The 25,653-nt window shown below is 69.8% G+C and carries 22 protein-coding genes; 14 read left to right on the forward strand and 8 right to left on the reverse strand.

What is annotated here, in order from left to right:
- Positions 1–188: 188 nt before the first annotated feature.
- Complete coding sequence (locus LDO27_RS12510; RefSeq protein ID WP_224042541.1) at positions 189–518, forward strand: SMR family transporter; 330 nt, start codon at positions 189–191, stop codon at positions 516–518.
- Positions 519–632: 114 nt separating this feature from the next.
- Here the strand turns inward: LDO27_RS12510 and LDO27_RS12515 are convergent, their stop codons facing one another.
- The 3 genes from LDO27_RS12515 to LDO27_RS12525 form a co-directional block, all read right to left on the reverse strand.
- On the reverse strand, positions 633–923 hold the full coding sequence (locus tag LDO27_RS12515) for a winged helix-turn-helix domain-containing protein (protein WP_222201686.1): 291 nt from the start codon (positions 921–923) through the stop codon (positions 633–635).
- Positions 924–1,109: 186 nt separating this feature from the next.
- Complete coding sequence (locus LDO27_RS12520; protein WP_224042073.1) at positions 1,110–3,338, reverse strand: xanthine dehydrogenase family protein molybdopterin-binding subunit; 2,229 nt, start codon at positions 3,336–3,338, stop codon at positions 1,110–1,112.
- A 15-nt stretch (positions 3,339–3,353) separates the two neighbouring features.
- Positions 3,354–3,812: a (2Fe-2S)-binding protein gene (locus LDO27_RS12525; protein ID WP_224042075.1), complete on the reverse strand. Its 459-nt coding sequence runs from the start codon at positions 3,810–3,812 to the stop codon at positions 3,354–3,356.
- 187 nt (positions 3,813–3,999) lie between these two features.
- Between LDO27_RS12525 and LDO27_RS12530 the strand changes: the two genes are divergently transcribed.
- Complete coding sequence (locus LDO27_RS12530) at positions 4,000–5,157, forward strand: acyltransferase family protein (RefSeq protein WP_224042077.1); 1,158 nt, start codon at positions 4,000–4,002, stop codon at positions 5,155–5,157.
- Positions 5,158–5,170: 13 nt separating this feature from the next.
- On the opposite strand, the gene LDO27_RS12535 is transcribed toward LDO27_RS12530, so the two are convergent.
- Positions 5,171–6,076: a c-type cytochrome gene (locus tag LDO27_RS12535; protein ID WP_224042079.1), complete on the reverse strand. Its 906-nt coding sequence runs from the start codon at positions 6,074–6,076 to the stop codon at positions 5,171–5,173.
- A gap of 83 nt (positions 6,077–6,159) precedes the next feature.
- On the reverse strand, positions 6,160–6,570 hold the full coding sequence (locus tag LDO27_RS12540) for a hypothetical protein (RefSeq protein ID WP_222201690.1): 411 nt from the start codon (positions 6,568–6,570) through the stop codon (positions 6,160–6,162).
- Positions 6,571–6,984: 414 nt separating this feature from the next.
- Between LDO27_RS12540 and LDO27_RS12545 the strand changes: the two genes are divergently transcribed.
- From LDO27_RS12545 to LDO27_RS12560, 4 genes are all read left to right on the forward strand, one after another.
- Entirely contained in the window at positions 6,985–10,383 is a 3,399-nt protein-coding gene (locus LDO27_RS12545; RefSeq protein WP_224042081.1) for a diguanylate cyclase, read from the forward strand.
- 302 nt (positions 10,384–10,685) lie between these two features.
- Positions 10,686–11,990, forward strand: coding sequence for a dicarboxylate/amino acid:cation symporter (locus tag LDO27_RS12550; protein ID WP_222201692.1), 1,305 nt, complete (start codon positions 10,686–10,688; stop codon positions 11,988–11,990).
- A 130-nt stretch (positions 11,991–12,120) separates the two neighbouring features.
- Positions 12,121–14,007 (forward strand): sensor histidine kinase, encoded by a 1,887-nt coding sequence (locus tag LDO27_RS12555; RefSeq protein WP_224042083.1) that lies wholly within the window; start codon positions 12,121–12,123, stop codon positions 14,005–14,007.
- Positions 13,997–15,316, forward strand: a complete 1,320-nt coding sequence (locus LDO27_RS12560) for a sigma-54-dependent transcriptional regulator (protein WP_224042084.1) — start codon at positions 13,997–13,999, stop codon at positions 15,314–15,316. Before LDO27_RS12555 ends, LDO27_RS12560 begins: the two co-directional genes overlap by 11 nt.
- A gap of 35 nt (positions 15,317–15,351) precedes the next feature.
- Here LDO27_RS12560 and LDO27_RS12565 read toward each other — a convergent pair whose 3' ends face one another.
- The gene (locus LDO27_RS12565; protein WP_377747188.1) at positions 15,352–15,858 is read right to left on the reverse strand and encodes a GDP-mannose mannosyl hydrolase; all 507 of its coding nucleotides are present in this window, start codon (positions 15,856–15,858) and stop codon (positions 15,352–15,354) included.
- A 343-nt stretch (positions 15,859–16,201) separates the two neighbouring features.
- Here LDO27_RS12565 and LDO27_RS12570 point away from each other — a divergent pair, with 343 nt between their 5' ends.
- Positions 16,202–16,816, forward strand: a complete 615-nt coding sequence (locus tag LDO27_RS12570; RefSeq protein ID WP_222201695.1) for a helix-turn-helix domain-containing protein — start codon at positions 16,202–16,204, stop codon at positions 16,814–16,816.
- 35 nt (positions 16,817–16,851) lie between these two features.
- Here LDO27_RS12570 and LDO27_RS12575 read toward each other — a convergent pair whose 3' ends face one another.
- Both LDO27_RS12575 and LDO27_RS12580 read right to left on the reverse strand, forming a co-directional pair.
- A complete protein-coding gene (locus LDO27_RS12575; protein ID WP_224042545.1) occupies positions 16,852–17,952 on the reverse strand; it encodes an ornithine cyclodeaminase in 1,101 nt (366 codons plus the stop codon).
- Between the two features lie 26 nt (positions 17,953–17,978).
- Positions 17,979–18,878: a dimethylarginine dimethylaminohydrolase family protein gene (locus LDO27_RS12580; RefSeq protein ID WP_224042086.1), complete on the reverse strand. Its 900-nt coding sequence runs from the start codon at positions 18,876–18,878 to the stop codon at positions 17,979–17,981.
- Between the two features lie 214 nt (positions 18,879–19,092).
- Between LDO27_RS12580 and LDO27_RS12585 the strand changes: the two genes are divergently transcribed.
- From LDO27_RS12585 to LDO27_RS12615, 7 genes are all read left to right on the forward strand, one after another.
- A complete protein-coding gene (locus LDO27_RS12585; protein WP_222201697.1) occupies positions 19,093–19,515 on the forward strand; it encodes an Lrp/AsnC family transcriptional regulator in 423 nt (140 codons plus the stop codon).
- A gap of 151 nt (positions 19,516–19,666) precedes the next feature.
- Entirely contained in the window at positions 19,667–20,323 is a 657-nt protein-coding gene (locus LDO27_RS12590; protein ID WP_222201698.1) for a paraquat-inducible protein A, read from the forward strand.
- Positions 20,320–21,123 (forward strand): paraquat-inducible protein A, encoded by an 804-nt coding sequence (locus tag LDO27_RS12595; protein WP_224042088.1) that lies wholly within the window; start codon positions 20,320–20,322, stop codon positions 21,121–21,123. The genes LDO27_RS12590 and LDO27_RS12595 overlap by 4 nt, the downstream gene beginning before the upstream one ends.
- Positions 21,116–22,750 (forward strand): PqiB family protein, encoded by a 1,635-nt coding sequence (locus LDO27_RS12600; RefSeq protein WP_224042091.1) that lies wholly within the window; start codon positions 21,116–21,118, stop codon positions 22,748–22,750. The genes LDO27_RS12595 and LDO27_RS12600 overlap by 8 nt, the downstream gene beginning before the upstream one ends.
- Positions 22,747–23,385 (forward strand): PqiC family protein, encoded by a 639-nt coding sequence (locus tag LDO27_RS12605; RefSeq protein ID WP_224042093.1) that lies wholly within the window; start codon positions 22,747–22,749, stop codon positions 23,383–23,385. Before LDO27_RS12600 ends, LDO27_RS12605 begins: the two co-directional genes overlap by 4 nt.
- Positions 23,386–23,772: 387 nt before the next feature.
- A complete protein-coding gene (locus LDO27_RS12610) occupies positions 23,773–24,675 on the forward strand; it encodes an amidohydrolase family protein (RefSeq protein ID WP_224042095.1) in 903 nt (300 codons plus the stop codon).
- 55 nt (positions 24,676–24,730) lie between these two features.
- Positions 24,731–25,645, forward strand: a complete 915-nt coding sequence (locus tag LDO27_RS12615) for an amidohydrolase family protein (RefSeq protein ID WP_222201702.1) — start codon at positions 24,731–24,733, stop codon at positions 25,643–25,645.
- Positions 25,646–25,653 lie beyond the last annotated feature (8 nt).

Consider the following 25,653-nt stretch of genomic DNA (forward strand, 5'->3'; position numbering starts at 1 on the left):
GTCGGGCAGGCGCTGTTAGCACTCTCACCCGACGAGTGCTAATTATAGGGACGGCACATTGCCTTTTCAAGACACGAACTTGAGAAGGGTTTACCCTAGGCCGCGCAAAATCATCGCCGCGGGCCCTCTCCGGCCCCTCGCGCGCGCCCCTCTTTCCTTCCCTGCCGAGCCGAACGGTGACCGTTTCCCTGTCCTACGCCTATCTTTCCATCGCCATCGTCGCGGAGGTCATCGCCACCTCCGCGCTCGGCGCCTCCGCCAATTTCTCGCGGCTGTGGCCTAGCGTGGTGACCGTCGCGGGCTATGCCACGGCGTTCTGGTTCCTGTCGCTGGCGCTGCGCGGCATGTCGATCGGCGTCGCCTACGCGATCTGGTCGGGCGTCGGCATCGTACTGATCTCGCTGGTGGGGTGGCTGCTGTTCAAGCAGCGGCTGGACGTGCCGGCCATCGTCGGCATCGGGTTGATCATCGCCGGCGTGGTGGTCATCAATGTGTTTTCCCGCTCCGTCGCGCACTGAGCGGCACTGAGCGGCACCGAGCGGCATTGAGCGCCGGACGGCAAAAACCGCGGACGGGCCGCGGTTCGGCGTGCATCGGAAGCGAGGGAGCGAGCGGCGCGGCGGCCGCCGTGGCTAGGACAACAGGCCGGAGCTGTCGAGGTAGCCGAGCGCCTCGCGCACCGCGCGGCGCGCCTTCAGGCTGTACACCACGCGCCGATCCTTGACGGTCAGCGCGAGGATATCGGCCTGCAGCAGCTCCTGGAAGACGCGGCTCGCGCGCGGCAGGCTCAGGCCCAGCGAGGCCGCCAGGTCCGCGGCGGGCACCCCTTCGTCGCCGGCCTCGAGCAGCGCGCGGCAGATGCCGACCCGGGCGGGTTCGGTCAGAAGGGCGTAGGTGAGGGTGCTTTCCTGGCTGGCGTCCATGTTGCTACATTAAGCGCGGCACACCTTGAAATCAACCGGGGAATCCCGGCCCGGCCCGGGCTTTGGCTTCGCAGCAACAGCCTCCGACCACCCCCGCTTTTCCACGCATCGACGCAAAAGGCCGCGTGCTAGGCTGTCGCGGCCCTGTCCCCGTCCGCCGTACGCGGTGTCGGCCGCGCCCCGGATTCAGCCGAGCACGAACGGCAACTGCCGCTGACGGACGCCGGTGAGCCGGAACAGCGCGTTGGCCACGGCCGGCGCGATGGGTGGCACGCCCGGCTCGCCCAGGCCCGTGGGCGGGTCTTCCGACGGCACGAAATGCACGTCGACCACGGGCGCGTCGCCGATGCGCGGCGGCTCGAAGTCGGTGAAGTTGCTGTTCTTCGCCGCGCCGTTCTCGATCTCGATGGCAAACCCCGGGCGGATCATCGCCAGCCCGAACACGCAGCCGCCCTGGATCTGCGCCTGCGCCGAGAGCGGGTTGACGATGCGGTTGGCATGCACGCCGGCGGTGACGCGGTGCACGCGCGGCTGCCCTTTCGCCAGCGAGACCTCGGCGACGTAGGCCACCGCCGAGTCGAACGATTCATGCACCGCCACGCCCCACGCGCGGCCTGCCGGAAGCTTGCGCGTGCCGTAGCCCGACCTGGCCACTGCCAGTGCCAGCGCGGCCCGCTGGCGTGCCTGGCGCGTCCCCGACAGTCGCGCAAGCCGATAGGCCACCGGGTCCTGCCCGGCCATCTGCGCCAGTTCGTCGACCAGCGTCTCCTTGACGAACGCCGTGTGGGTATGGCCCACCGAGCGCCACCACAGCACGGGCACCTTCACCTCGGGATGGTGCACGGCCAGCCGCAGCGGAAAGCCATAGTCGTTGCCGACAATGCCCTCGGTCATGGTGGCGTCGATGCCGTTCTTCACCATGAAGCGCTCGAAGGGCGTGCCCGCGAGCAGCGACTGGCCCACGATGGTGTGGTCCCAGCCCAGCACCTCCCCGCTGTCGTCGACCGCGATGCGGGCCCGGTGCAGATGCAGCGGCCGGTAGTAACCACCGCGGATATCGTCCTCGCGCGACCACATCACCTTCAGCGGTTCGCTGTGGCCGTTGCCGATCCAGACGCGCATCACGTGCGCCGCCTCGGCGACGTAGTCCGATGTCGCCACCGCGCGCCTGCCGAAGCCGCCGCCGGCCATCGTGGTGTACAGCGTCACCTGGGCCGGATCGAGCTCGAACACGCGCGCGATCGCGGCGCGGTCGACGGTCTGGAATTGCGAGCCGACCCACGCCTTGACGGACTGCGCGCGATTGCCGGCGATCCCGGCCTGCAGCGTGCAGTTCAGCGGCTCCATCGGCGCGTGGGCCAGATACGGAAAGCGGTAGTCCGCCTCGATGCTGCGCGAAGCGCCAGCCATGGCCTTCAGGTCCGCCGCCAGCGCGACGAGGCCGGGCAGCCCGGCCAGGCGCTCGTATTCCTCGAACAGCTTCGCGCTGGAAACCGTTGAGCCGCTGTCCTCCCATTCGATCTTCAGCGCGTCCCGGCCCAGCTTGGCGGGCCAGTACCCATCGGCGACCACCGCCACGCCGGTGCCGCCGCCGTCCACCGGCACCAGCATCACGTCGGCCACGCCCCTGATCTTGCGCGCGGCGTCGCCGTCGAAGCGGGCGACCTTGCCGCCGAAGCGCGGCGGCCGCGCCACCAGCGCGACCATCGCGTCGCGGATCTCGACATCGATGCCAAAGCCCAGCGCGCCCTCCAGCTTGGCGCGCGCATCGAGCCGCGGCACCGGCTTGCCGACCAGCCGGAAACGGGCCGGGTCCTTCAGCACGACCTCGGCCGGCACGGGCATCTCCATGGCCGCCGGCGCCAGTTCGCCGTAGGTGGCACGGTTGCCGCCCGCGGTGACCACGCCCTGCGCGGCCACGCAGTCCGCCGGCTCCACGCCCCATTGCCGCGCCGCCGCGGCGATCAGCATGGCGCGGGCGCGCGCGCCCAGTTCGCGGTATTGCTGGAAGGAATGCCTGATCGCCGAGGAGCCGCCGGTCATCTGCAGGCCCATCAGCGGGTCCTTGTACGGGTCGCCGGCGGGCGCCAGCACGGCACGGACGTTGCGCCAATCCGCGTCGAGCTCTTCGGCCAGCGCCATCGGCAGGCCGGTATGCACGCCCTGCCCGAACTCGAGCCGGTTCACCGCGACCGTGACCGTGTTGTCCGGCGCGATCGAGACAAAGGCCTGGGGCGGTGCAGGCGCGGCCTTCGCGCCGGCAGCGGCCACCTGGTCGGCCGACGCCGGCACCGCGCCGAGTGCGAAGCCGCCGCCCGCCAGGCCGGCGAGCTTGAGGAAGCTGCGTCGATCGAGCGTGGCCGGCGCCGCGGCATCGTCGCCGCCCGCCAGTGCCTGTAGCCGTTGCATGCGCATGGCAGTCCGCGGCGCTCAGGCCAGCCTTCGCGCGGCGTCCTTGATGGCGGCGCGGATGCGTTGATAGGCGCCGCAGCGGCACAGGTTGCCCGCCATCGCGCGGTCGATGTCCGCATCGGTCGGCCGTCGCTTGCCGCGCAGCAGGCCGACGGCGCTCATCACCTGACCGTTCTGGCAGTAGCCGCACTGCGCCACGTCGTGGCGTATCCAGGCCTCCAGCACGGCGCGGCCGACGCGATCGTCGGGCATCGCCTCGATGGTGACCACCCGGGCGCCCTGCAGCGCCGAGATCGGCGTGACGCAGGCCCGGACCGGTTGGCCATTCACATGCACGGTGCAGGCGCCGCAGGCCGCCACGCCACAGCCGTACTTCGTGCCGGTCATGTGCAGATCGTCGCGCAACGCCCACAACAGCGGCGTGGAGGGGTCGGCATCCGTCTGCTGCGGCTTGCCGTTGATGTCGAGGGTGATCATGGGCGGGCTCCTTGGCGGAAGGGCGGGACGCACCGAAAACTGTAGTCAGTTTCCCGCCGCCCGGCGGTGCCCCGGCCCCCACGTGGCGTCCCGGATGCGGCCTGGGAGACAGACTTTGAAACATCTTCGCGCCGAACTTCGCGGCCCGCGGGCGTGTCCCTTCCTGATTACTTCCGCCACGAGCGTAGTGTCAACGTCACTTTCCGTGCCCTCCGCGTCGGGCCCGCCGGGCCGCATCGCCACCCTCGACAGCATCCAGGCCCTGCGCGGCCTGGCCGCCGCCTTCGTGGTGCTCTATCACTCGGGCCTGCGGCTTGGCGGCGAGGGGAACGGCGGCGGCGTGCTGGCGTGGCTGACCACGCACGTGATCCAACGCGGCCATGTCGGCGTCGACGTGTTCTTCGTCATCAGCGGCTTCATCATCGCGTGGGTGGCCGTGCTGGCGCCGGCCTCGCCCGAGACGCCGGGCCGTTTCGCGATCCGCCGCCTGTGCCGGCTGGCGCCACCGTACTGGGTCATGTCGGCGGTGCACGCCGCGCTGCTCAATCCCGTCAGCCTGGCGGTGTTCGCCAGTTCGCTGGCCTTCCTCCCGGTCGCGCAGTCGGACGCGCCCTACTACGGCTACCCGGCGCTCTACGTGGGCTGGTCGCTGAACTACGAACTGGCCTTCTACGCGATCTTCGCGCTCGCGCTGTGGATGGCGCGGCGGCGCGCGCTGTGGGTGGTCGCCGCGGTGCTGGGCTTGACCACCATCGTGCTGCCGTGGCTGCGCTTTGGCGCGGTCGACCTGGATCCGACGCATCTCCACCCCTTCGCCTCGACCTGGCTGTCGATGATCTCGAACCCGCTGGTGCTGGAGTTCCTGATGGGCTGCGCGCTGGCGTGGCTGTACGCGCGCACCCGCGACTTGCTGACGCCGGCGGTGGCGGCGCTGCTGTGCGCGGCCGGCACGACGGCCTTTGCCTGGTCGGTGGTGGCGGTGGAGCCGACCTTCAGCCTGAGCGGGCGCGGCCTGCCCGCCGCGGCGCTGCTGTTCGGCGCGCTGGCGGCGGAGCATTGCGGCCTGCTGCGCGTGCCGCGCGGGCTGATGCGGCTGGGCGAGCTGTCGTATGCCCTGTATCTCGTCCATCCGACCGTGATCGAAGGCATCAAGCGCATGACGCCCGAGCTGCGGCCGGACCAGCCGGGCTGGCAATTGCTGCGCTTCGGCGTCAACGTGGCGCTGTCGCTGGGGCTGGCGATGCTGCTGCACCGCTGGGTCGAGCGCCCCGGCATGGCGTTCGGCAAGCAATGGGCGCTGCGCATGGGCGAGCCGCAGCCGGCACTGGCGCAGCGCGGACGCTGAAGCGCCCCGCCCCTCAGCGCGAGGCCTGCGTGACCGGCAGCGCCTTCAGGTGCAGGTAGAGCGCGGTCAGATCGGTATCGCTCATCTTGGCAAGGCTCTCGAACGGCATGACCTTGCTGACCGGCGAGCCGTTGGGACGCATGCCGGTGCGCATCATCGCGATGAAGCGCTCCGGCGTGCCATAGCGCAGCATCACGGCACCGGGGCGCAGGTCGGCCGCCGGCGGCCAGTCCGGCGGCGCGCCGGGAATCTTTCCGCCGGCGAGATTGGCGCCATGGCAGCCGATGCAGGCGTTGGCCACATAGGCGCCGTAGGCAGCCGTGGGCGCGGGCGCCAGCGGCGGCGAGGGCGGCCGCCCGTGGTCGATCTTCTCCGCCGCGTCGGGAATCTTGCCGTAGCCATAGAGCGCGCGCACGAGCAGCGGCAGACGCACCTCGCCGCGCCCGTCGCCCTCCGCGCCGTTGCCGGGCGGCAGGCTCCTGACATAGGCGATTACCGCGCCCAGGTCCTCGTCGCTGAGCTGGTTGTAGTCCTCGCTCGGCATGATCAGCAGCGGCCGGCCCGATGGCGCGACCCCGTGGCGGATGGCGCGGACCCAGTCGAGGTCGCCATAGCGGGCGATCTCGGGATTGCCGGCGGTGATATTGGTGGCGCGCACGAACACGCCGCCCGGATCGTCGATCACCACCCGGCCCCGGCCGTCGGTGCCGTGGCATTCCATGCAGCCGCGCGATTCGTACAGATACTGGCCGCGCGCCAGCGATGCCGCGTCGGAGCGGTAGGCCACCGGCGCCACGTCGACCGCGATGTTGCGCATCGCCTTGCGCTGTCCCAGCACCACGCCGGTGGCCAGCACCAGTCCGGCGGCCAGCGCCAGGCCCGCCACCGCCATCAACCCGATTCGCACCACACGCTTCACGGCCCGCTCCCGCCCTGGCAAAGCCGACATTGCAGCGGGTGCGGCCGGCCTTCGTCTGTGGCCGACCGCACATAGCCGAGGCGCTACAGGGCAAGCGCCCGGCCGCGCGTCGAGCGGCGCAGTCCGATCCACTGCAGCGCGCCGAACAGCAGCACGCCCCATGCCTGCACCATGACGAAGACCCGTCCCGGCAGGGTCGGCGCGAGCCACCCGCCCACCAGCAGCAGCACGCAGTCGAGGGCCCACATCGCATTGCACGCGACCACCGCCCACACGGCGGCGCGCGGCAGCGCCGGGCGCGTCGCCAGGAACGCCACGATGGCGGCATACGGCAGCAGCGCCAGGCCCGCGTAGCGCAGCCAGGAAGCCGGAATGGCGAACCAGTGCTCGAGCAGCGGGGCGTCGAACACCATGGCCAGGCCCATCAGGCCCGTCACGGCGGCATCGGCGAGCAGCGCGTGGCGCAGCAGCGGGGCGGGAACGAAGCTTTGCATGATGATTCTCCTGTCAGGTGGCGGCCAGGCCGCCTCGGTTGGAACGTCATGGCTGCATGATGGCCGGCGCCATGGCGCCGCGCGATGACCAGCGAGGTAATCGCCATGCCTCTCATGCGTCCGTGTCCGGCCGCTTTCCGACCTTCCTTTGCCCTCCCTTTGCCCCTCCACCGCCCCTCACGCGCCCCTCACGCGCCGGTGCCTAGCGCAAATCGCGCCCGCGCGCCATCCCCTTAAGTGCAAACGTTTGCCCGCCTATTCGGGGGCTCGCTTTTCTGCCGGGCCGCTATAGTCGCCTGTCTGAAGATGGGCAAGGGCCCGCAACCGCCGCTCTCGCGCTCTTTGGCGTTGCGCCGTTTACCGCGCCCAACGAAGGCACCACCCCGTCCATACGCAGCACCAGCCCCACGCTTCATGACGCCAGACCAGGAAGTCCTGCCGCTGTCCGTAACCGCCCCGCTCACCACCGCCATGCCGCGCTGGCAGCGTGTCGCCCTTTCGTCGGTGCTGTTCTTCCTGCTGGCGCTGGGCTGCATCGCGCTGTCGCGCTATCCCGGCAACGCCGCCATGCTGTGGCTGGGCACCGCGTTCGGCATGGGCGTGGCCCTGCACCAGCCGCGCCGCGACGAACCCGCGGTGCTGGCCGGCATGCTGCTGGCCGGCCTGGCCGCCAACGCGGTCTACGGCGACCCGCTGTGGGTGGCGGCGCTGCTGGCCGTCGCCAACGTGGCGGAGATCGTCTTCGCCACCCGGCTGGTGCGCGCGCTGGGCGCCGGCCTGGGGCACACGGGACCGGTCCGGCTGGCGCGCTTCGCGCTGATGATCGGCGCGACCTGCACGCTGGCGCCGGTGATCGGCGCCACCGTCGGCAGCCTGGCCGTGTCCTTCGCCTACGGCAGTCCTGTCGCCCGCGTGTGGTCGACGTGGTGGACCGCCGACGCGATGGGCATGCTGCTGCTGTTGCCGCTCGCCGTGTCGTACAACGCCGAACGGCTGAACCAGACCTTCCGCACGAGCGCCTGGCCCCGTCTGGCCGGGCTGCTGCTGCTGTGCGCCGTGGTCGGCGGCCTCGCACTGCAACGCACCGAGGCGCCGTTCGTGGTGCTGTCGCTGCCGCTGGTGATCGTGGCGCTGCTGACGAATCCGTTCGCCACCGCCCTGCTGACGCTGCTGTCGATGGCATCCACGGTGCTGCTGGGGCTGCTGGCGGCGCGCATGGGACTGGTCGACGCGCACGCGTTCCTGGCCAGTTCCGTCGAGCTGTCGACGGGGCTGATCCTGGTGTTCCCGATCTGCGTCGCCTACCTGACCGAGCAGAACCGGCGCGACCGGGTGGAGCTGCGCGTGAGCGAACGGCGCTTCCGCCAGGCCATGGAGCACTCCGCCATCGGCATGGCCCTGATCGGCCTGGACGGCCGCTGGCAGCAGTTCAACCGCGCCATCTGCGAGCTGACCGGGTACGACGCCGAGGAACTGGCCCGCATCAGCTTCCAGGACATCACGCATCCCGACGATCTCGAGGCGGACCTGCGCCAGGTGGCGCGCCTGCTGGCCCGCGAGATCGACTCGTACCGCATGGAGAAGCGCTTCCGCCGCAAGGATGGCAGCTTCGTGTGGACGCTGCTCGCGGTATCGCTCGTGCGCGACGAGCACAGCGGCAAGCCGCTGCATTTCATCAGCCAGCTCGAGGACATCGACGCGCGCAAGACCGCCCATCAGCAGTTGCAGGCCCTGTCCCGGCGCACCGAACTGGCGGTCGAGGCCGGTGGCGTCGGCATCTGGGAATGGACCCTCGAGGGCGACGCGGTGCTGTGGGACACACGCATGCATGCGCTGCACGGCACCGATCCGGCAAGCGGCCATCCCACGCTCGCGCAGTGGCGCGCGATGATCCACCCGGCCGACCTGGGCGGCACGCTGCGCGACATGCGCCGCGCAATGAAGGGCATTGCCCGCTTCGACACCGAATACCGGATCCGCCGGCCGGACGGCGATCTGCGCCATATCCGCGCGATGGCGGTGGCGTCGCGCGCCGCGGACGGCTCCACCCACTCGCTGGTCGGCACCAACTGGGACATCACCGAGCAGCGGCGCCTGACCGATGCGCTGTTCGAGGAAAAGGAGCGGCTGCACATCACGCTGCGCTCGATCGGCGATGCGGTCATCTGTACCGACGCGGCGCTGGGCATCACGTTCATGAACCCGATCGCCGAGCACCTGACCGGATGGACCATGGCCGAGGCGATGGGCCAGCGGCTCGAATCGGTGTTCCGCGTCGTCGACGAGCTGACCGACGCGCCCATCACCAATCCCGTGGCGCAATGCCTGCAGACGCTGCGGCCCGTCTACCTGCAGGATGGCGCGGTGCTGCTCAGCCGCAGCGGCGAGCGGCACGACGTGCAGGATTCCGCCGCCCCCGTGCGCACCGCCAGCGGCCACGTGATCGGCGCCGTGCTGGTGTTCCAGGACATCACCGGCGCGCGGGCGCTGCAGCGTGAACTGGCGCACTCGGCCACGCACGATGCGCTGACGGGGCTGCCCAACCGCGTCTGGTTCGAGAAGCACCTGCGCGACGCCTGCGACAGCGCCCGCCAGCACGGCCAGCACCATGTGCTGTGCTTTATCGACCTGGACCGCTTCAAGATCGTCAACGACACCGCCGGCCACGCGGCGGGCGACGTGCTGCTGCGCGAGCTGGGGCACGTCATCCGCAGCCAGGTGCGCCCGCGCGACCTGCTGGCGCGCCTGGGGGGCGACGAATTCGCGTTGCTGCTGCTCGACTGCAGCATCGACCAGGGCGAGCGCGTCTGCCGCAAGGTCATCGACGCCATCAGCGACCGCCGCTTCCCTTGGGACGGGCGCGTCTACGACGTCGGGGCCAGCGTCGGCATCACCGCCATCGACAGCGAGGCGGCCCCGGTGGGCGAGCTGATGAGCCGGGCCGACGTGGCGTGCTACGCCGCCAAGGCCGCGGGCCGCAGCCGCGTCTCGGTGTACCGCCGCGACGAAAGCGACGCCAAGCGGCACCACCAGGAATTGCAGGTGGCCGCCGGCATCCACTCGGCGCTCGACGGCAACCGCTTCCGTCTGTTCGCGCAGGAGATCCGCGCGCTCAAGCCCGGCGAGGCGCACACGGTCCATATCGAGATCCTCGTGCGCATGGTGGACGAAGAGGGCGAGCTGATCATGCCGGGCGCCTTCATTCCCGCGGCCGAGCGCTACGACCTGATGGGGCACATCGACCGCTGGGTGATCCACCACGTATTGCGCGACTACGGCGCGGCGCTGCAGGCGGTGCCCGGGCTGACGGTGGCGGTCAACCTGTCGGCCAATTCGCTGGGCGAGCCGTTCCTGCTGCCCTTCCTGCATGCCGAGCTGCGCGCCTCGCCGCTGCCGGCCAGCCGCATCCAGCTGGAGATCACCGAGACCGCGCTGATCAACAACATGGCCGCGGCCAGCCGGCTGGTGGGCGACATGCGGCGCGCGGGCTGCACCGTGGCGCTGGACGACTTCGGCGCGGGGCTGTCCTCGTTCGCCTATCTGAAGCAGTTCCCGGTCGACTACCTGAAGATCGACGGCAGCTTTATCCGCCAGCTGTCGATCAGCGCGGTGGACCGGGAGATCGTCAGCTCGATCAACGACATCGGGCGGCGCCTGGGCATCCGCACCGTCGCGGAATCGGTGGAGGACGAAGCCACGCTGGACGTGCTGCGCGCGATCGGCGTCGACTACGCCCAGGGCTATGCCATCGGCCGTCCGATGCCGCTGGAGCAGTACCTGGAGCAGCACGGGGCGCTGCCCCCCGCCGGCTGACGGGAGCGCCCCGGACTCGGGTCCGGGACTCAAGCGCCTCCCTCCCTCGTTTTCCCTCTTCGCAACGGACTCTGCCGTTCGGTTTTCCGAACGGCGACGCGTCACGCCCGTTCGGCCAGCCGAACGGTCCTTTACCTTCCCGCAACATTTTCCTTTTGATATCAACCGGTTGCGTATCGCTTCCCGGTCCGGTGCGGCTGGCACAGCTCCTGCGATAAAGGGCGCCACCAAGGCCCCGGCGCCGTCCTGGCGCCGCCATAACAGGCCGTTCCCGCCCAAAACAGCCACGACACCGAGGAAACATGCCCCGACTGCCCACCCTGATCCTGCTGGCGATGCTCGCCGGCGTGCTCGCCGGCACCGCCGCGCATCACCTGGCCCCCGACGCGGCCGCCGCCAAGGCCATCGCCGATCATCTGTCGATCCTCACCGACATCTTCCTGCGCATGATCAAGATGATCATCGGGCCGCTCGTGTTCGCCACGCTGGTGTCCGGCATCGCCAGCATGGGCGACGGCAAGGCGGTGGGCCGCATCGGCATCAAGGCGATGGGCTGGTTCGTGGCGGCCTCCGTCACCTCGCTGCTGCTCGGCCTGGTGATGGCCAACCTGTTGACGCCCGGCCACGGCATGGCGCTGCCGCTGCCGCCGGCGGACGCCACGTCGAACCTGAAGACCGGCGCGCTGAACCTGCGCGACTTCATCGCGCACATGTTTCCCAAGAGCTTCGTCGAAGCGATGGCGCACAACGAGATCCTGCAGATCGTGGTGTTCTCGCTGTTCTTTGGCTTCGCGCTGGGCACCGTCAAGGACGGCATCGGCAAGCCGCTTCTCGCCGGCATCGAGGGGCTGGCCCAGGTGATGCTCAAGATCACCAACTACGTGATGGCGTTCGCGCCGGCCGGCGTGTTCGGCGCCATCGCGGCGGTGATCACGGCCCAGGGCCTGGGCGTGCTGGTGGTCTACGCCAAGCTGCTCGGCAGCATGTACGTGTCGCTGGCGCTGCTGTGGGTGGCGCTGATCGCCGGCGGCTACTGCTTCCTCGGGCGCGACGTGTTCCGCCTGCTCAAGACCATGCGCGCGCCGCTGATGATCGGCTTCGCCACCGCCAGCAGCGAATCGGCCTATCCCAAGGTGATCGACCAGCTCACGCGCTTCGGCGTGAAGGAGCGCATCACCAACTTCGTGCTGCCGCTGGGCTACTCCTTCAATCTCGACGGCTCCATCATGTACACCTCGTTCGCCGCGCTGTTCGTCGCGCAGGTGTACGGCGTAGAGCTGAGCCTGGGCCAGCAGATCACCATGCTGCTGGTGCTGCTTGTCACGAGCAAGGGCATCGCCGGCGTGCCGCGCGCCTCGCTCGTGGTGGTGGCCGCCGTGCTGCCGATGTTCGGGCTGCCGGAGGCCGGCATCCTGCTGGTGCTCGGCATCGACCATGTGCTCGACATGGGCCGCACCGTGACCAACGTGCTCGGCAATGCGATTGCCACGACCGTCGTCGCCAAGAGCGAGGGCGCGATCGGCGCGCCGGTGGCCGAAGAGGTGGACGAACCCACCGCCGACGGCCACCCTGTCCTGACACCCGTTCAGGTCGTCGCGAGCAAGTAGCCTCCCTGCTGTCTCGCCAGCGTGCCAGGGCCCGGCCGCCGATCAGGCGGCGGGGCCTTTTTCATTGCAGGGCCCGCGAACGGCGCTGTGGTAAAAGATATGGGCATCGACCCCGGTCCCGCACGGGACCATGAACGCAACACGCCACACCGTGCCTCACTCCCCGTTTTTCCACGGCCGCCGCGGCCTCGCCGCCCTGGGCCAGCTGGCCGCCCTGCTCGCGCTCGCGGGCCTGGTCGCGCTGGCAGGCTGGCTCGGCTACCGCAATACCTACGACAGCGCGCTCGCACGCCAGGCCGAGCGCGGCCAGGCCCAGCTGCGCCTGTACAGCCAAACCCTGTCGAGCGAACTGGCCCGCTACGATTTCGTGCCCAGCCTGCTGTCGCTGGACGAGCGCATCGGCGCGCTGCTGGCGCGGCCCACCGATCCCGCCCGCGTGGCCGCGGCCAACGCGCACCTGGCCGCGGTCAACGCGCGCGCCGGCACGCTGGTGGTCTACGTGCTGGACCGCGGCGGCATCGTGCGCGCCACCAGCAACTGGCAGCGCCCCGACAGCTATCTCGGCGAGGACCTGGGCTTTCGCCCCTACTTCCAGGCCGCCATCGAGGGACAGCTTGGCCGCTTCTACGGCGTGGGCACCACCAGGGGCGAGTCCGGCTACTACCTGTCCGCGCCGCTGGGCGAGCGCGACCGGCCCAGCGGCGTGGCGGTGGTCAAGATCGCCCTCGAACCGCTCGAGCAGCGCTGGCAGGGCGCGGACACGCACATGCTGCTGTCCGACGAGAACGGCGTGATCATCCTGGCCTCCGAGCCGTCGTGGAAACTGTCCGCGCGAGAGCCGCTGTCCCCGGCCCAGCGCGAGCGGCTGGACCGCAGCCTGCAATACAACCGCGCGCCGCTGCCTCTGCTGGAACTGAAGCCGGTGCGCGAACTGGCGAACGGCGATGCGCTGGTGCGCCTGCGCGGCGGCCCGCCGATGCTGGCGCAGAACACCATGCTGCCGGGCACGGAGTGGCGCCTGACGCTGCTGTCCAACACCGCGCAGGCGCGCATGGCCGCGCTCAACACGGCGGCGCTGTGCGCCGTTCTGGCCGCCTTCGTGCTGCTGCTGGCGGCCGCGTGGAACGTGCGCCGGCGCATCGTCAGCGAACGGCTGGCGGCGCGCGCGGCGCTGGAAGCCGCCAACAGCGAGCTGGAACGCAAGGTGGCAGAGCGCACCGCTGACCTGACCGGCGCCAACGCGCGCCTGCAGGCCGAGGTCGCCGAGCGCATCCGCGCGGAGGCGACCCTGCGCCAGGCGCAGGACGGCCTGCTGCAGGCGGGCAAGCTGGCGGCCGTGGGCCAGATGTCGACCGGCATCGCGCACGAGCTGAACCAGCCGCTGGCCGCGCTGCGCACGCTGTCGGGCAACACGCAGAAATTTCTCGCGCGCGGCGACCACGACAGCGCCCAGGCCAACCTGACCACCATCATCGGACTGGTCGAACGGATGGGGCGCATCACCGGCGCGCTCAAGTCGTTCGCGCGCAAACCCCGCAACGGCCGGCGCAGCGCAGTGCTGGCCGAGGCGGTCGACAACGCGCTGTTCCTGCTCGATACCCGCGTGCAGGCCCTGCAGCCACGGCTGGTGCGCGACATCCCCGCCGACCTGGTGGTGGCGTGCGATCCCAACCGGCTCGAACAGGTGCTGGTCAATCTGATCGGCAACGCACTCGATGCCATGGCCGGCCACCCCGATCCGCAGCTGGAAATGCGCGCGCTGCTCGCCGGCGGCATGGTCCGCTGCACGATCCGCGACAACGGCGGCGGCCTGACCGAGGAAGCATTCGCACGCCTGTTCGAACCGTTCTTCACCACCAAGCCGGCGGGCCAGGGGCTGGGCCTCGGGCTGACGCTGTCGGCCGGCATTCTGGACGAATACGGCGGCACGCTGTCCGCCAGCAATCATCCGGACAGCGGCGCCTGCTTCACGCTGGTGCTGCCGCCCGCCAACCAGGAGCACGCACATGCCGGCTGACCTTTCGGTGCTGATCGTCGAGGACGACCCCGATGTGCGGCTCGGCTGCGAACAGGCGCTGCGCCTCGAAGGCATCGCCACGCGCGGCGTGGGCCATGCCGAGGCGGCGCTGCGCGAGATCGGGCCCGGCCATGCCGGGATCGTGGTCAGCGACATCCGCCTGCCCGGCATCGACGGCATGGCGCTGCTGCGCGAGCTGAAGGCGCGCGACGCCACGCTGCCGGTGGTGATGATCACCGGCCACGGCGACGTGGGGCTGGCGGTGGAGGCGATGAAACAGGGCGCCTACGATTTCCTGGAGAAGCCCTTTGCCCCCGAGCGGCTGGTCGACGTGGTGCGCCGCGCGCTGGAGCAGCGCCGCCTTGCGCTCGAAGTGGCGGACCTGCGCGCGCGGCTGGCCGGCCGCGACAAGGTGTCGGCCCAGCTGATCGGCAACTCCCCCGCCATCGAACGCCTGCGCAAGCTGATCGCGGACCTGGCCGACACCAGCGCCAACGTGCTGATCCACGGCGAGACCGGCACCGGCAAGGAACTGGTGGCCCGCTCGCTGCACGAAGCCAGCGCCCGCCACGCGCGCCACTTCGTCGCCGTCAACTGCGGCGGCCTGCCCGAGCAGTTGTTCGAGAGCGAGATCTTCGGGCACGAGGCCGGCTCCTTCACCGGCGCGGCCAAGCGCCGCATCGGCAAGATCGAACACGCGGAAGGCGGCACGCTGTTTCTCGACGAGATCGAGACCATGCCGATGGCGATGCAGATCAAGCTGCTGCGCGTGCTGCAGGAGCGGGTCGTGGAACGGCTGGGCTCGAACACGCCGCTGCCCGTCACGGCCCGCGTGGTCGCGGCGACCAAGGCCGACCTGAAGGCGATGTCGGACGCGGGCCGGTTCCGCGCCGACCTCTACTACCGGCTCAACGTGATCACGCTGGAGCTGCCGCCGCTGCGCGAGCGGCGCGAGGACATTGCGCTGCTGTTCGGGCATTTCGTCGCCCAGGCGGCGCTGCGCTTCGAGCGCGAGGCGCTGCCCCCGACGCCCGCCGAGCTGGCCCGGCTGGTCGCGTGGCCGTGGCCCGGCAATGTGCGCGAGCTGCGCAACCTGGCGGAGCGCCACGTGCTGGGCCTGGGCTGCAATCCCGAGCATGGCACCACCGAGCCGACGGCGTTGCCGCTGGCGCAGGCGGTGGAACAGTTCGAGCGCGCGCTGATCGCCGATGCGCTGCGCCGCCACGACGGCAACCTCAGCCGCGCGGGCGAGGCGCTGGGCGTGGCCAAGACCACGCTGTTCGACAAGGTGCGCAAGTACGGCCTGTGAGTGGCGGGTCGGGGCGCACCGCCCGCACTCGCACGTCAGCGCTCGAAATAGGCCCGGGTATTGGCGTGCACCTCCGGGTCGGCCAGCAGCTCGGCCGGCGCCATCCAGCGATAGGCGCCGTGCTGCGCCTCGGGCAGCGCGGCCGTGGCCTGCTCCAGCGCCATCTCGTAGGCAAGCACCACATAGTGGGTCGAGGCGCCCTCCTCCCCGGCGAAATTGATGTCGTAGAAGTGCTCGTAGGCGCCGCGGAACACGGCCGCGCCCACGCGCGTGCCGCCGCCCAGCTCCTCCTCGCACAGCCGTTGCAGGGCCTGGGCCAGGCGCTCGTCCTTGCGGATCCTGCCGCCGGGCACGAACCAGCTGCCGCGGGCGGGCGGATTGCGCCGCCGGCCGACCAGGTAGCGGCCGTCGCCATCGCGGACCAGCAGATCGATGGCCACCAGCGGCGTGCTGGCCACGACGGTGCGGAAGGTCTCGGGGGGCAGATGGGCGGGGGACGGATGGGCGGGACGGGCGGCCGGCTCGGCGGACATGGCGGTCATGGATTTGGCGGATGAGCGGGAAAACGGGACGGACGGTGGACGGACAATCCCGAACGATACCCCGATGGCACGCCCCAAAGGCGTCGGAGATGCGCGTTTAGCTACAGAAATGTCTGGCAACCCACAGAAGCGCGGCACAGCGGCCGGAACAATCTGACCCGTGGCGTCCATGCGCGTCCGTCCCGCATGCCGCTCGCCCGCCCCGGCCGATCACGCCGGCCCATCACGCCGGATTCCGATCGACACGACCCTGTAATACCCGCCTCCGATGCGCCCGCATGCCAGCGCCGCGCCGGTCGCTGGCTTTGGCGCATTTCACCGCGAGCCTGTCCGCGAGACCATCATGATCACCAAGCTCCAACCCGCCGACAAAACCTACTACACCACCCGCGCCGCGGCGCGCCTGCTGAACGTGTCGCCGGGCACCGTCCAGAAGATGGTCGAGCGCGGCGAACTGGGGGCATGGAAGACCAACGGGGGCCATCGCCGCATCCACAAGGAGACCGTGCACCGGATGCTGATCGCGCGGGCCGAAGCCCACATTCCGCCCACGCGCCACGACCTGGACCTGGTGGTGTTTCATCCCGACCGCGTCGAGGCACAGCGCATTCCGGCCCAGCTGGCGCGCTGGGGCATGCCCGTCAGGAGCACCGTGGTGGCGGACGTGCTCGACACGGTCATCGCCTCGGTGAGCGCCCGTCCCCGCGTCGTGCTGTACTACGTGCACGAACTGAGCGACGCCGAGACCGAGGTCATCCAGAAGCTGCAGAACTTCTTTCACGCCCAGGGCGTCGTATTCGCGGTGATTACGGACCGCCAGGCCTACGACGGCGTGGCCGACGCCCTGCAGCACTGGGGCATCATGGTGTTCCTGAAGACCCCCACGCTGGACGAGATCAAGGGCTTCCTGCGCGCGCAGATGACCATGCGCGGTGCGGCGCCTCCCAATATCCTCTGAGTCCCGCGGGGAATGCCGGCGGGGAAACGGCGCCGCTAGCCCGCGGCGACCCCCTGCCGCCGCAACGCGCACGCCACCGCGGCGGTCGCGTCCCTCGCGGGGCCCGCGCCCATCATCCACCCATACAGGTCCCGCGAATCGGCCGGGGCCGCCACCAGTTCGATGCGCCGCCCGGCGTCCCGCGCGCTGGCGCAGGCGTGCAGCCAGCGCAGCGCGGCATAGTCCTCCAGCGCGAAGCCCACCGAATCGAAGAGCGTGATGTCGTCCGCCGCCGTGCGTCCGGGCTCGTCGCCGGACAGGATGCGCCACAGCTCGGTCACCGGAAAATCGCCGGGCAATTGCTGGATCTCGCCCTCGATACGGGTCTGCGGCGCGTATTCGACCGCCACCCGCGCGTGCCGGACGACATCGGCATGCAGTTCCGTCTTGCCGGGACAGTCGCCGCCCACGGCGTTGATATGCACGCCGGGCGCGATCATGTCGGGCGTCAGAATGGTGGCGCGCGCCTTGTCGGCCGTGACCGTGGAAACGATGTCCGCGCCCGCGACGGCCTCGCGCACGGAAGCGGCGGGCACCACCGCCAGCCCGGGCACATGGGCGAGATTGCGCCGCAGGCGCGCGGTGGCGGCGGCATCGACGTCGTAGGCGCGGACCTCGCGGATGCCGAGCATGCCGTGAAAGGCGAGCGCCTGGAATTCTGCCTGCGCGCCGTTGCCGATCAGCGCCATCGTGTCGGCGCCGGGACGCGCCATCGCCCGCGCCGCCAGCGCGCTCGTCGCCGCGGTGCGCAGCGCGGTGGCCAGCGTCAGGTCGGCCAGCAGCACCGGCAGGCCCGTGGAGACCTCGGCCAGCACGCCGAACGCCATGACGGTGGGCAGACCATGCCGTGCGTTGCGCGGATGGCCGTTGACGTACTTGAACGCGTACTGCGTGCCGTCGGTGACCGGCATCAGCTCGATCACTCCCACCGGCGAATGGCTCGCCACGCGCGCGGAGGTTTCGAACTCCCGCCAGCGCAGGAAATCCGTGCGGACCTCGTCGGCCAGCTGCGCCAGCGCCTTGTCGGGGCCGATGCCGCGCACCAGGGCGGCAACGTCTCCCGCATCGAGAAAGCGTGTCATCGCGGTCTTGCTCATCATGGTCCCCTCCTGCGGCCGGTCGCTCATGCCGCAGCCGTGGCGACAGACGGCATCGCCATGGGGGCGACGTCCGCGCTGCGGCGGTCCAGCCGCAGCGTCATGCAATACGCGCCGCCGCCGGACAGCATGAACGGCGTCAGATCCACCTCGCGCAAGCGGTAGCCGCGCTCGCCCAGCGCCGTGCGCAGATGCGGCGTGGTCCGGGTCATCACCACCTGGTCGTGCAGGTTGACCGCATTGACGCTGAAGTGGCGCAGGTCGTCGGCATCGGCCTCGATGCGCAGGTGGGCCGGCACGCGCGCGCGCAGTTCGCGCAGCGATGTCTCGGCCAGCGCGGGCGGGTAATACAGGATCTCGCCGCCGGCCAACGGGCAGAAGCAGACGTCGAGGTGGTAGCTCTGCGCGGTCGCCAGCTCCAGCGCGACGACCTCCTTGCCGAAGTAACGCGCCATCACGCCGGCGGCCTCGCGCGACGAACGCGGGCCGAAGCCCGCCCAGAAATGGCCGCGCGCGGCATCCCAGATGCAGTCGCCCGCGCCCTCCTGGTAGCAGCCTTCGGGCAATACGCTGACGTGGTCGAGCACCCCGCGCGCGCGCAGCCCCTCGAACACGCGGGCGAACGGCACTTCCTCGCCCTGGCGCTGCGGATAGCGAAAGCGCGCCAGCATGGCGCGGCCGTCGAGCACCACGGCGGCATTCGCCGGAAACACCATATCCGGCAAACCGGGTTCGCCACTGGCGATTTCGAGCGCGAAGCCGGCCCCCTCCAGCGCAGCGCGCAGCTGGTCGAAGGCGCGCAAGGCGCTGCCATGCATGCCGCGCGGGTCGCTGGCCCAGCGCGACGGGTCCATCCACGGATTGATGCTGTAGGAGACGTCGTAGTGGGTCGGGGCGACCAGCAGGATGGTGGGACGGTCGATCACAGTGGCTCCTTAGGTATCGCTTGCCCCGGGCGGGGCGGCACGGTATGCATTGTGGGAGACACGCGCGCCAGCCAAAAGCCAGCAGACTGACCATATTGCCGCGGGGATGTGCCAGAATGCGAGCGCAAACTGGCGAAACGCCAGTACGTCACGTTTTTGTTGATTCTGGCGACTCAAGCGGATTTGTCGCTTTTGCGCCCTACCCGCCCCGGCCATGGACGATATCGACCGGCAACTGCTCGCCCTGCTGCGCGACAACGCGCGCACCCCGGCCACCGCGCTGGCCAAGTCCCTGCGCGTATCGCGCGCCACCGTGCAGAACCGGATCGACAAGCTGGAGCAGGCGGGGCTGATCGTGGGCTATACCGTGCGCCTGAAGCCCGAAGCGGAGGCGCACCGCATCCGCGCCTGGACCACCATCGCGGTGGAGGGCAACAAGGTGGGCAAGGTCCTGCAGGCCTTGCGCGGCGAGCCCAACGTGCAGACGCTGCACACCACCAACGGGCGCTGGGACATCATCGCGGAGCTGCGGGCGGACACGCTGGAAGCCTTCGACCGGACCCTGGACCGCATCCGGCTGATCGACGGCATCGGCGCCACCGAGACCAGCATCCTGCTGTCGACGTACAAGCTGTGATTCGGTCCCCGCGGCGTTTTCCGATATATTCGGGAAGTCCCCGGGCCGGGACGGCCGCGGGGAACGCTTTTCGACGATGCCCGCTCCAACCGGGCGAGCCAACCGTCAGCGGGCTCCCCGCCCGCCGCCCCGCCCGGCGGACCCGCCAAGCATGAACGAGACTGCCGCCACCGCATCCGACCCCCGCCATCCCGAGCGCGCCGAACTGGACCGCCTGGTGGCCTGCGAGTATTGCGACGCCGTGTACCGGCGCATGCCGATCTCGCCGGGCGAACGCGCGCAGTGCGTGCGCTGCGGCGGCGAGCTGTACCACGAGAGCCGCCGCGCCTACCGGCGACTGCTGCCGCTCGTGGTGACCGCGCTGATCCTGTTCATCGTCTCCAACGCCTATCCGATCGTCGAGATGGACCTGCGCGGCGTGCGCACGCAGACCACGCTTTGGGGCGCGGTGCAGGCGCTGTACGCCGACGACATGACGCTGGTCGCGGTGCTGGTCTTCGCCACCACGATCCTGTTCCCGCTGACGGAAATGCTGATGATGCTCTATCTGCTGGTGCCGATGGCGGAGAACCGCATGCCGCGGGGCTTCGACCGCATCGTGCGCGGCATCCGCCAGACCCGTCCGTGGGGCATGATCGAGGTCTTCATGATCGGCGTGCTGGTGTCGCTGGTGAAGCTGTCGACCATGGCCGAGGTGCTGCCCGGCATTGCGCTGTGGTCGTTCGGCGCGCTGGTCGTCGTGCTCGCCGCGATGCTCTCGTTCGATCCGCGCGACCTGTGGCGCTATCTGGAGCGGCCGCCGCGATGAGCGCACCGCCGCCACCGCAACAGAGCCGCCGCGACCGCGCCGCGGCGCGGCAGGCCGCGCTGCGCCGCTCGCGCGAGCTGGCCGCCGGCGTCGTGGCGGGCCTGGCCGACGACGACGAGCGCGTACCCATTCCCAACGTTCCGACCGCGACCTCGATGGGCCTGGTGTCCTGCCACGCCTGCGACGCGGTCAGCCCCCGAGAGCTCGAGGGCACGCCGTGCCCGCGCTGCGGCGCGACGCTGCACCGGCGCAAGACCGACAGCCTGGCGCGCACCTGGGCCTTCCTGCTGGCGGCATTCATCCTCTATATCCCGGCCAACGTGCTGCCGATCATGGTGACGCAGTCCATCCTCGGCACGCAGGAGGACACCATCATGTCGGGCGTGATCTATCTGTGGGTCACGGGCTCCCATCTGCTCGCCATCGTGGTGCTGATCGCCAGCATCGTGGTGCCGCTGCTGAAAATGATGATTCTGACGTTCCTGCTGTTGTCGGTGCATTTCCGCTCGACGTGGCGACTGCGCCAGCAGACGCGGCTCTACACCCTGGTGGAGCTGATCGGCCGCTGGTCGATGCTCGATATCTTCGTGGTCGCGCTGCTGGCGGCGCTGGTGCGCGCCGGCGCGCTCGCCACGGTCATTCCGGGCAGCGGCGCCGCCGCCTTCGGCATGGTGGTGGTGCTGACCATGCTGGCGTCCCTGTCCTTCGATCCGCGCCTGCTGTGGGACGCGCACGACGCGCGCGCGACGCTGCCCTCTCCGACGAGCTCCGGCTCCCATCCCCATCCCAACGATGCCTGATCCCGACCTGAACCCGTCCTTTCCCCCGCCGGTACCCGACCCGGTGCGCCGGCGCCGGGCGCGCTGGCTGCCCTCGGTGGTCTGGCTGATTCCGATCGTGGCCGCGGTCGTGGGGCTGTCGCTGCTCGCGCGCACCCTGTCCGAGCGCGGGCCGGACATCCAGGTCACCTTCCGCACCGCCGAGGGCCTGGTCCCAGGCAAGACGCCGGTGCGCTACAAGGATGTCGATATCGGGCTGGTGAAATCGGTGCGGCTCGCGGCGGACCGTTCGTATGTGGTCGCCAATATCGCGCTGACCAAGGACGCGGAAGGCTTCGCCGTCAAGGACTCGCGCTTCTGGGTGGTGCGTCCGCGGCTGGCCGTCAGCGGCGTATCGGGGCTGGAGACGCTGCTGTCCGGCTCCTACGTCGGGGTCGACGCGGGCAAGTCCGAAGAAGAGGTCAGCGTGTTCACCGGCCTGGAGGAACCGCCGGTGGTCACCACCGATTCGTCGGGCAAGCAGTTCGTGCTGCGCGCGGCGGACCTGGGCTCGCTCGATATCGGCTCGCCGGTCTACTACCGCCGCGTGCAGGTGGGCCAGGTGGTGGCCTACCAGCTCGAGCCCAACGGCCGCGACATCACGCTGCGCGTGTTCGTGAACAAGCCGTACGACACGCTGGTGACCGCCGACACGCGCTTCTGGCACGCCAGCGGTGTGGACCTGAAGCTGGACGCGGGCGGCTTCAAGCTCTCCACGCAATCGCTGGTGACGGTGCTGCTGGGCGGCGTGGCCTTCCAGGCCCCGGACGATTCGCCCGCGCGCGATCCCGTGGCGGAGAACACGCAGTTCCTGCTCGCTGGCGACCAGACCGAGGCGATGCGCGCGGCCGACGAACTGGCTCCGACCCTCGCGGTGCTCAACTTCGACCAGTCGGTGCGCGGCCTGTCGCCGGGCGCGCCCGTGGACTTCCGCGGCGTGGTGGTCGGCCAGGTGCGCTCGATCGGCATCGACTATGTCCGCGAAACGCGGTCGTTCCGGCTCCCCGTGGTGGTCGAGCTCTATCCGGCGCGCATGGGTTTCAAGCTGGACGACGTGGAGAACCAGCAGCGCGCCCGGGTCATCGTCGAGAACATGATCAAGCGCGGATTCCGCGCGCAGCTGCGCACCGGCAATCTGCTCACGGGGCAACTCTACGTCGCGCTGGACTTCTTCCCGAAGGCCGGCCCGGCTAACGTCAACCTCGACGCGCCGATCGCCGAACTGCCGACCACGGCGGGCGCGCTCGACGAACTGCAGGCCAAGCTCGGCGACATCGTCACCAAGCTCGGCAAGGTGCCGTTCGACGAGATCGGCCAGGACCTGCGCAAGACGGTCGCCTCGCTGAACACCACGCTGGCCAGCGCGGACAAGCTCGTGCGCCAGTTGCAGGGCGACGTCGCGCCGGAGGTGCTGGCGGCGCTGCAGGATGCGCGCAAGACGCTGAACGCGGCCAACGGCACGCTGTCCTCCGACGCGCCCCTGCAGCAGGACACGCGCCGCATGATGCAGGAACTGACGCGCACCGCGGTCTCGCTGCGGGCGCTGACCGACTACCTCGAACGCCATCCCGAAGCGCTGCTGCGCGGCAAGACGGAGAAAGACAAGTGACCCATCGCATCGTTTCGCCGCTGCCGCGCCACGCCCGCTGGCTCAGCGCCATCGCGGCCGCCACGCTGCTTGCCGCGTGCGCTTCGCCGGAACCCCGGCTCTATACGCTGGCGGCCGGCGCCGAGCCTGCGTCCGCGGCCGCCACGGCAGCGTCCCCCACAGCCGCGCAACCGGTCTGGATCGAGGTCGCACCCGTGCGCGTGCCCGAGCGCCTCAACCGCAAGCAGCTGGTGGTGCGGGACGGAGGCGGCGATGCGCTGACCCTGCTGGAGCAGTCGCGCTGGTCCGCGCCGTTGCCGGACGAACTGCGCGATGCGCTGTCGCAGCGCCTGCAGGTGGTGCTCGGCGCGGTCGATGTCTATCAGCAGGGTCTGTCGGACGTGCAGCCGCTGTACCGCGTCACCACCGAGGTCATCCGCATGGACGCCGAGCTGGGGCAGCGCGCGGCGGCCACCATCAACTGGACCGTGCGGCGCCTGCCGGACGGCAAGATGGTCGCGGGCCGCACGCAGGCCGACTTGCCCGCGCCCGGCGGCGCGGAAGGCGTGGTGGCGGCGTATCGGCAGGTGGTGAACAACACGGCCGCCGATATCGCTGCGGCGATGGACGGGTTGCGATTGAACGCGGCGCGTTGAGCGGGCGTTCGGTTTGCTCCCCTCTCCCCCTCGCGGGAGAGGGGCGGGGGTGAGGGTGACGGCGCGCCACGCCGCAAGCGCCGAGCCCACCCCCGCCCACCTCCCGCATCGCAACACACAACCTCCTTGACGCACCATCGACGCGCTATGTATAAAGAGCGCGTGGGTAGAAGCGGTCGATTGAACAGCAGCGGTGCAATGCCGCGACGTTCAACTGGAGATTGCTCACTGACGGAGTGTTTCGTCGGTGGCGCGATTTCCCAACGGCTCCCCTGACAAAGACTCCCGATAGCAGCATGCACCGACGACCCGTCCGGATGCCCCCTGGCCTCCGGCGCGCGCCATCGCGCATGCGTGTCCAACCTAGTCATTGTTAGGGGATCTCCCATGATCATCGACACCAGCTGTTATCCGACGAACCTGGTGGACCTGGCCTGGCGCCACGATGGCGACCCGTTCACCGGCGAGCGCCTGATCCAGATGATGGATGGCCCGTTCACGATCAACGGCAAGCCGCGCCGCATCGACAAGGCCTTTATCCAGCCGCCGCAGGGCAACACGATCTACACCTTCACCGACGGCGAGAAGTCGGGCGCCGAATCGATCGACGCGTACATGGCCTACACCGTCGAGATGGTGCGCAAGTACCCGGACCGGCTGATCGGCTGCTTCGTCTACAACCCGCGCTGCGGCGTGGAGAACGGCGTCAACGCGATCGAGCACTACGTCACGAAGCTCGGCTTCAAGATGGTCCAGTTCCAGGCCAACATGCACGCCTACCGGCCGGATCGCGCGCTGGACTGGCTGCGCCCGGCGCTGCAGAAATGCGCCGAGCTCGGCGTGCTGGTCAAGCTGCATACCGGCGACGGTCCCTACAGCATTCCCACCGAATGGGTGCCGATGATCAAGGAATTTCCCACGGTCAATTTCATCATGGCCCACTTCGGCGTGCAGACCGGCGGCGTCTACTGCTTCGAGCCGTTCCAGATGGCGATGGACATGCCCAACGTCTATTGCGAATCGGCCTGGTGCCTGCAATCGCGCATCGTCGAGTTCGCCAAGGTGCTGCCCAAACACAAGATCCTCTTTGGTTCCGACACCCCGCCCAACGAACCGGGCATGTGGCTGCGCCTGCTGGAAGTGCTGTGTTTCGAGCCGCCGCAGGGCCTGAACCTGGACGAAGACACGCTGGAGGACTACCTGGGCAACAACCTGGCCCGCATGATCGGCCTGGAGCCGACGCCGGTACCGCGCACGCTCGAAGAAGCGCAGGCGCGCCTGGCGGCGTGAGGCCGGCGCACGTGCGCCACGCCCGCGCCAACGACAACGGATCCGGAGACACGACATGATCATCGATACCCATCTGCACCCCACCAATCTCGTCGACGAGGCCTGGCGCCACACCGGCGAGCCCTTCACCGGCGAACGCCTGCTCAAGATGATGGACGGCCCGTACATGATCAACGGCAAGCCGCGCCGCATCGACATGGGCTTTATCCAGCCGCCGCCGGGCAACACCGGCTACCGCGACGGCAACCGCCGCGGCCGCGAAGGCATTCGCGACTACATGGCCTATGTCGCCAGCCTGTGCCAGAAGTACCCCGACCGCTTCATCGGCAACTTCACCTTCAACCCGCGCTGGGGCCCGGAGGAAGGCGCGCAGGAGCTGGAATTCCATATCCGGGAATATGGCTTCAAGATGGTCAAGCTGCATGCCAACATGCACGGCTACCGGCCGGACCGTGCGCTGGACTGGCTGCGTCCCGCGATGAAGGTCTGCGCCAAGTACAACACGGTCGTGCTGATTCACACCGGCGACGGGCCCTACACCATCCCGACGATGTTCTACCCGGTGATCCGCGAATTCCCGATGGTCAATTTCATCATCGGGCACTTCGGCATCCAGACCGGCGGCAACTATTCGTTCGAGGCGTTCTGGATGGCGATGGACACGCCCAATGTCTATTGCGAATCGGGCTGGTGCTTCCAGTCGCGCATCGTCGAGTTCGCGCGGCAGCTGCCGCGCAACAAGATCGTGTTCGGCACCGACACGCCGCCCAACGAGCCGGGCATGTGGCTGCGCGAGCTGGAGATGCTGTGCGGTCCGGCGCCGCAGGGCATGGACCTGGACGAGGACGGGCTGGAGGACTACATGGGCAACAACATCGCCCGGCTGGTCGGCATCGAGCCGACCGCTCCGCCGAAGACGCAGGAGGAGGCCCAGGCACGGCTCAAGGACACCTACGCCAGTACGCGGTAGCCCTTCTC

It is taken from the genome of Cupriavidus respiraculi (genome assembly GCF_914271545.1).
In the GTDB taxonomy this organism is placed as follows: Bacteria; Pseudomonadota; Gammaproteobacteria; order Burkholderiales; family Burkholderiaceae; genus Cupriavidus; species Cupriavidus respiraculi.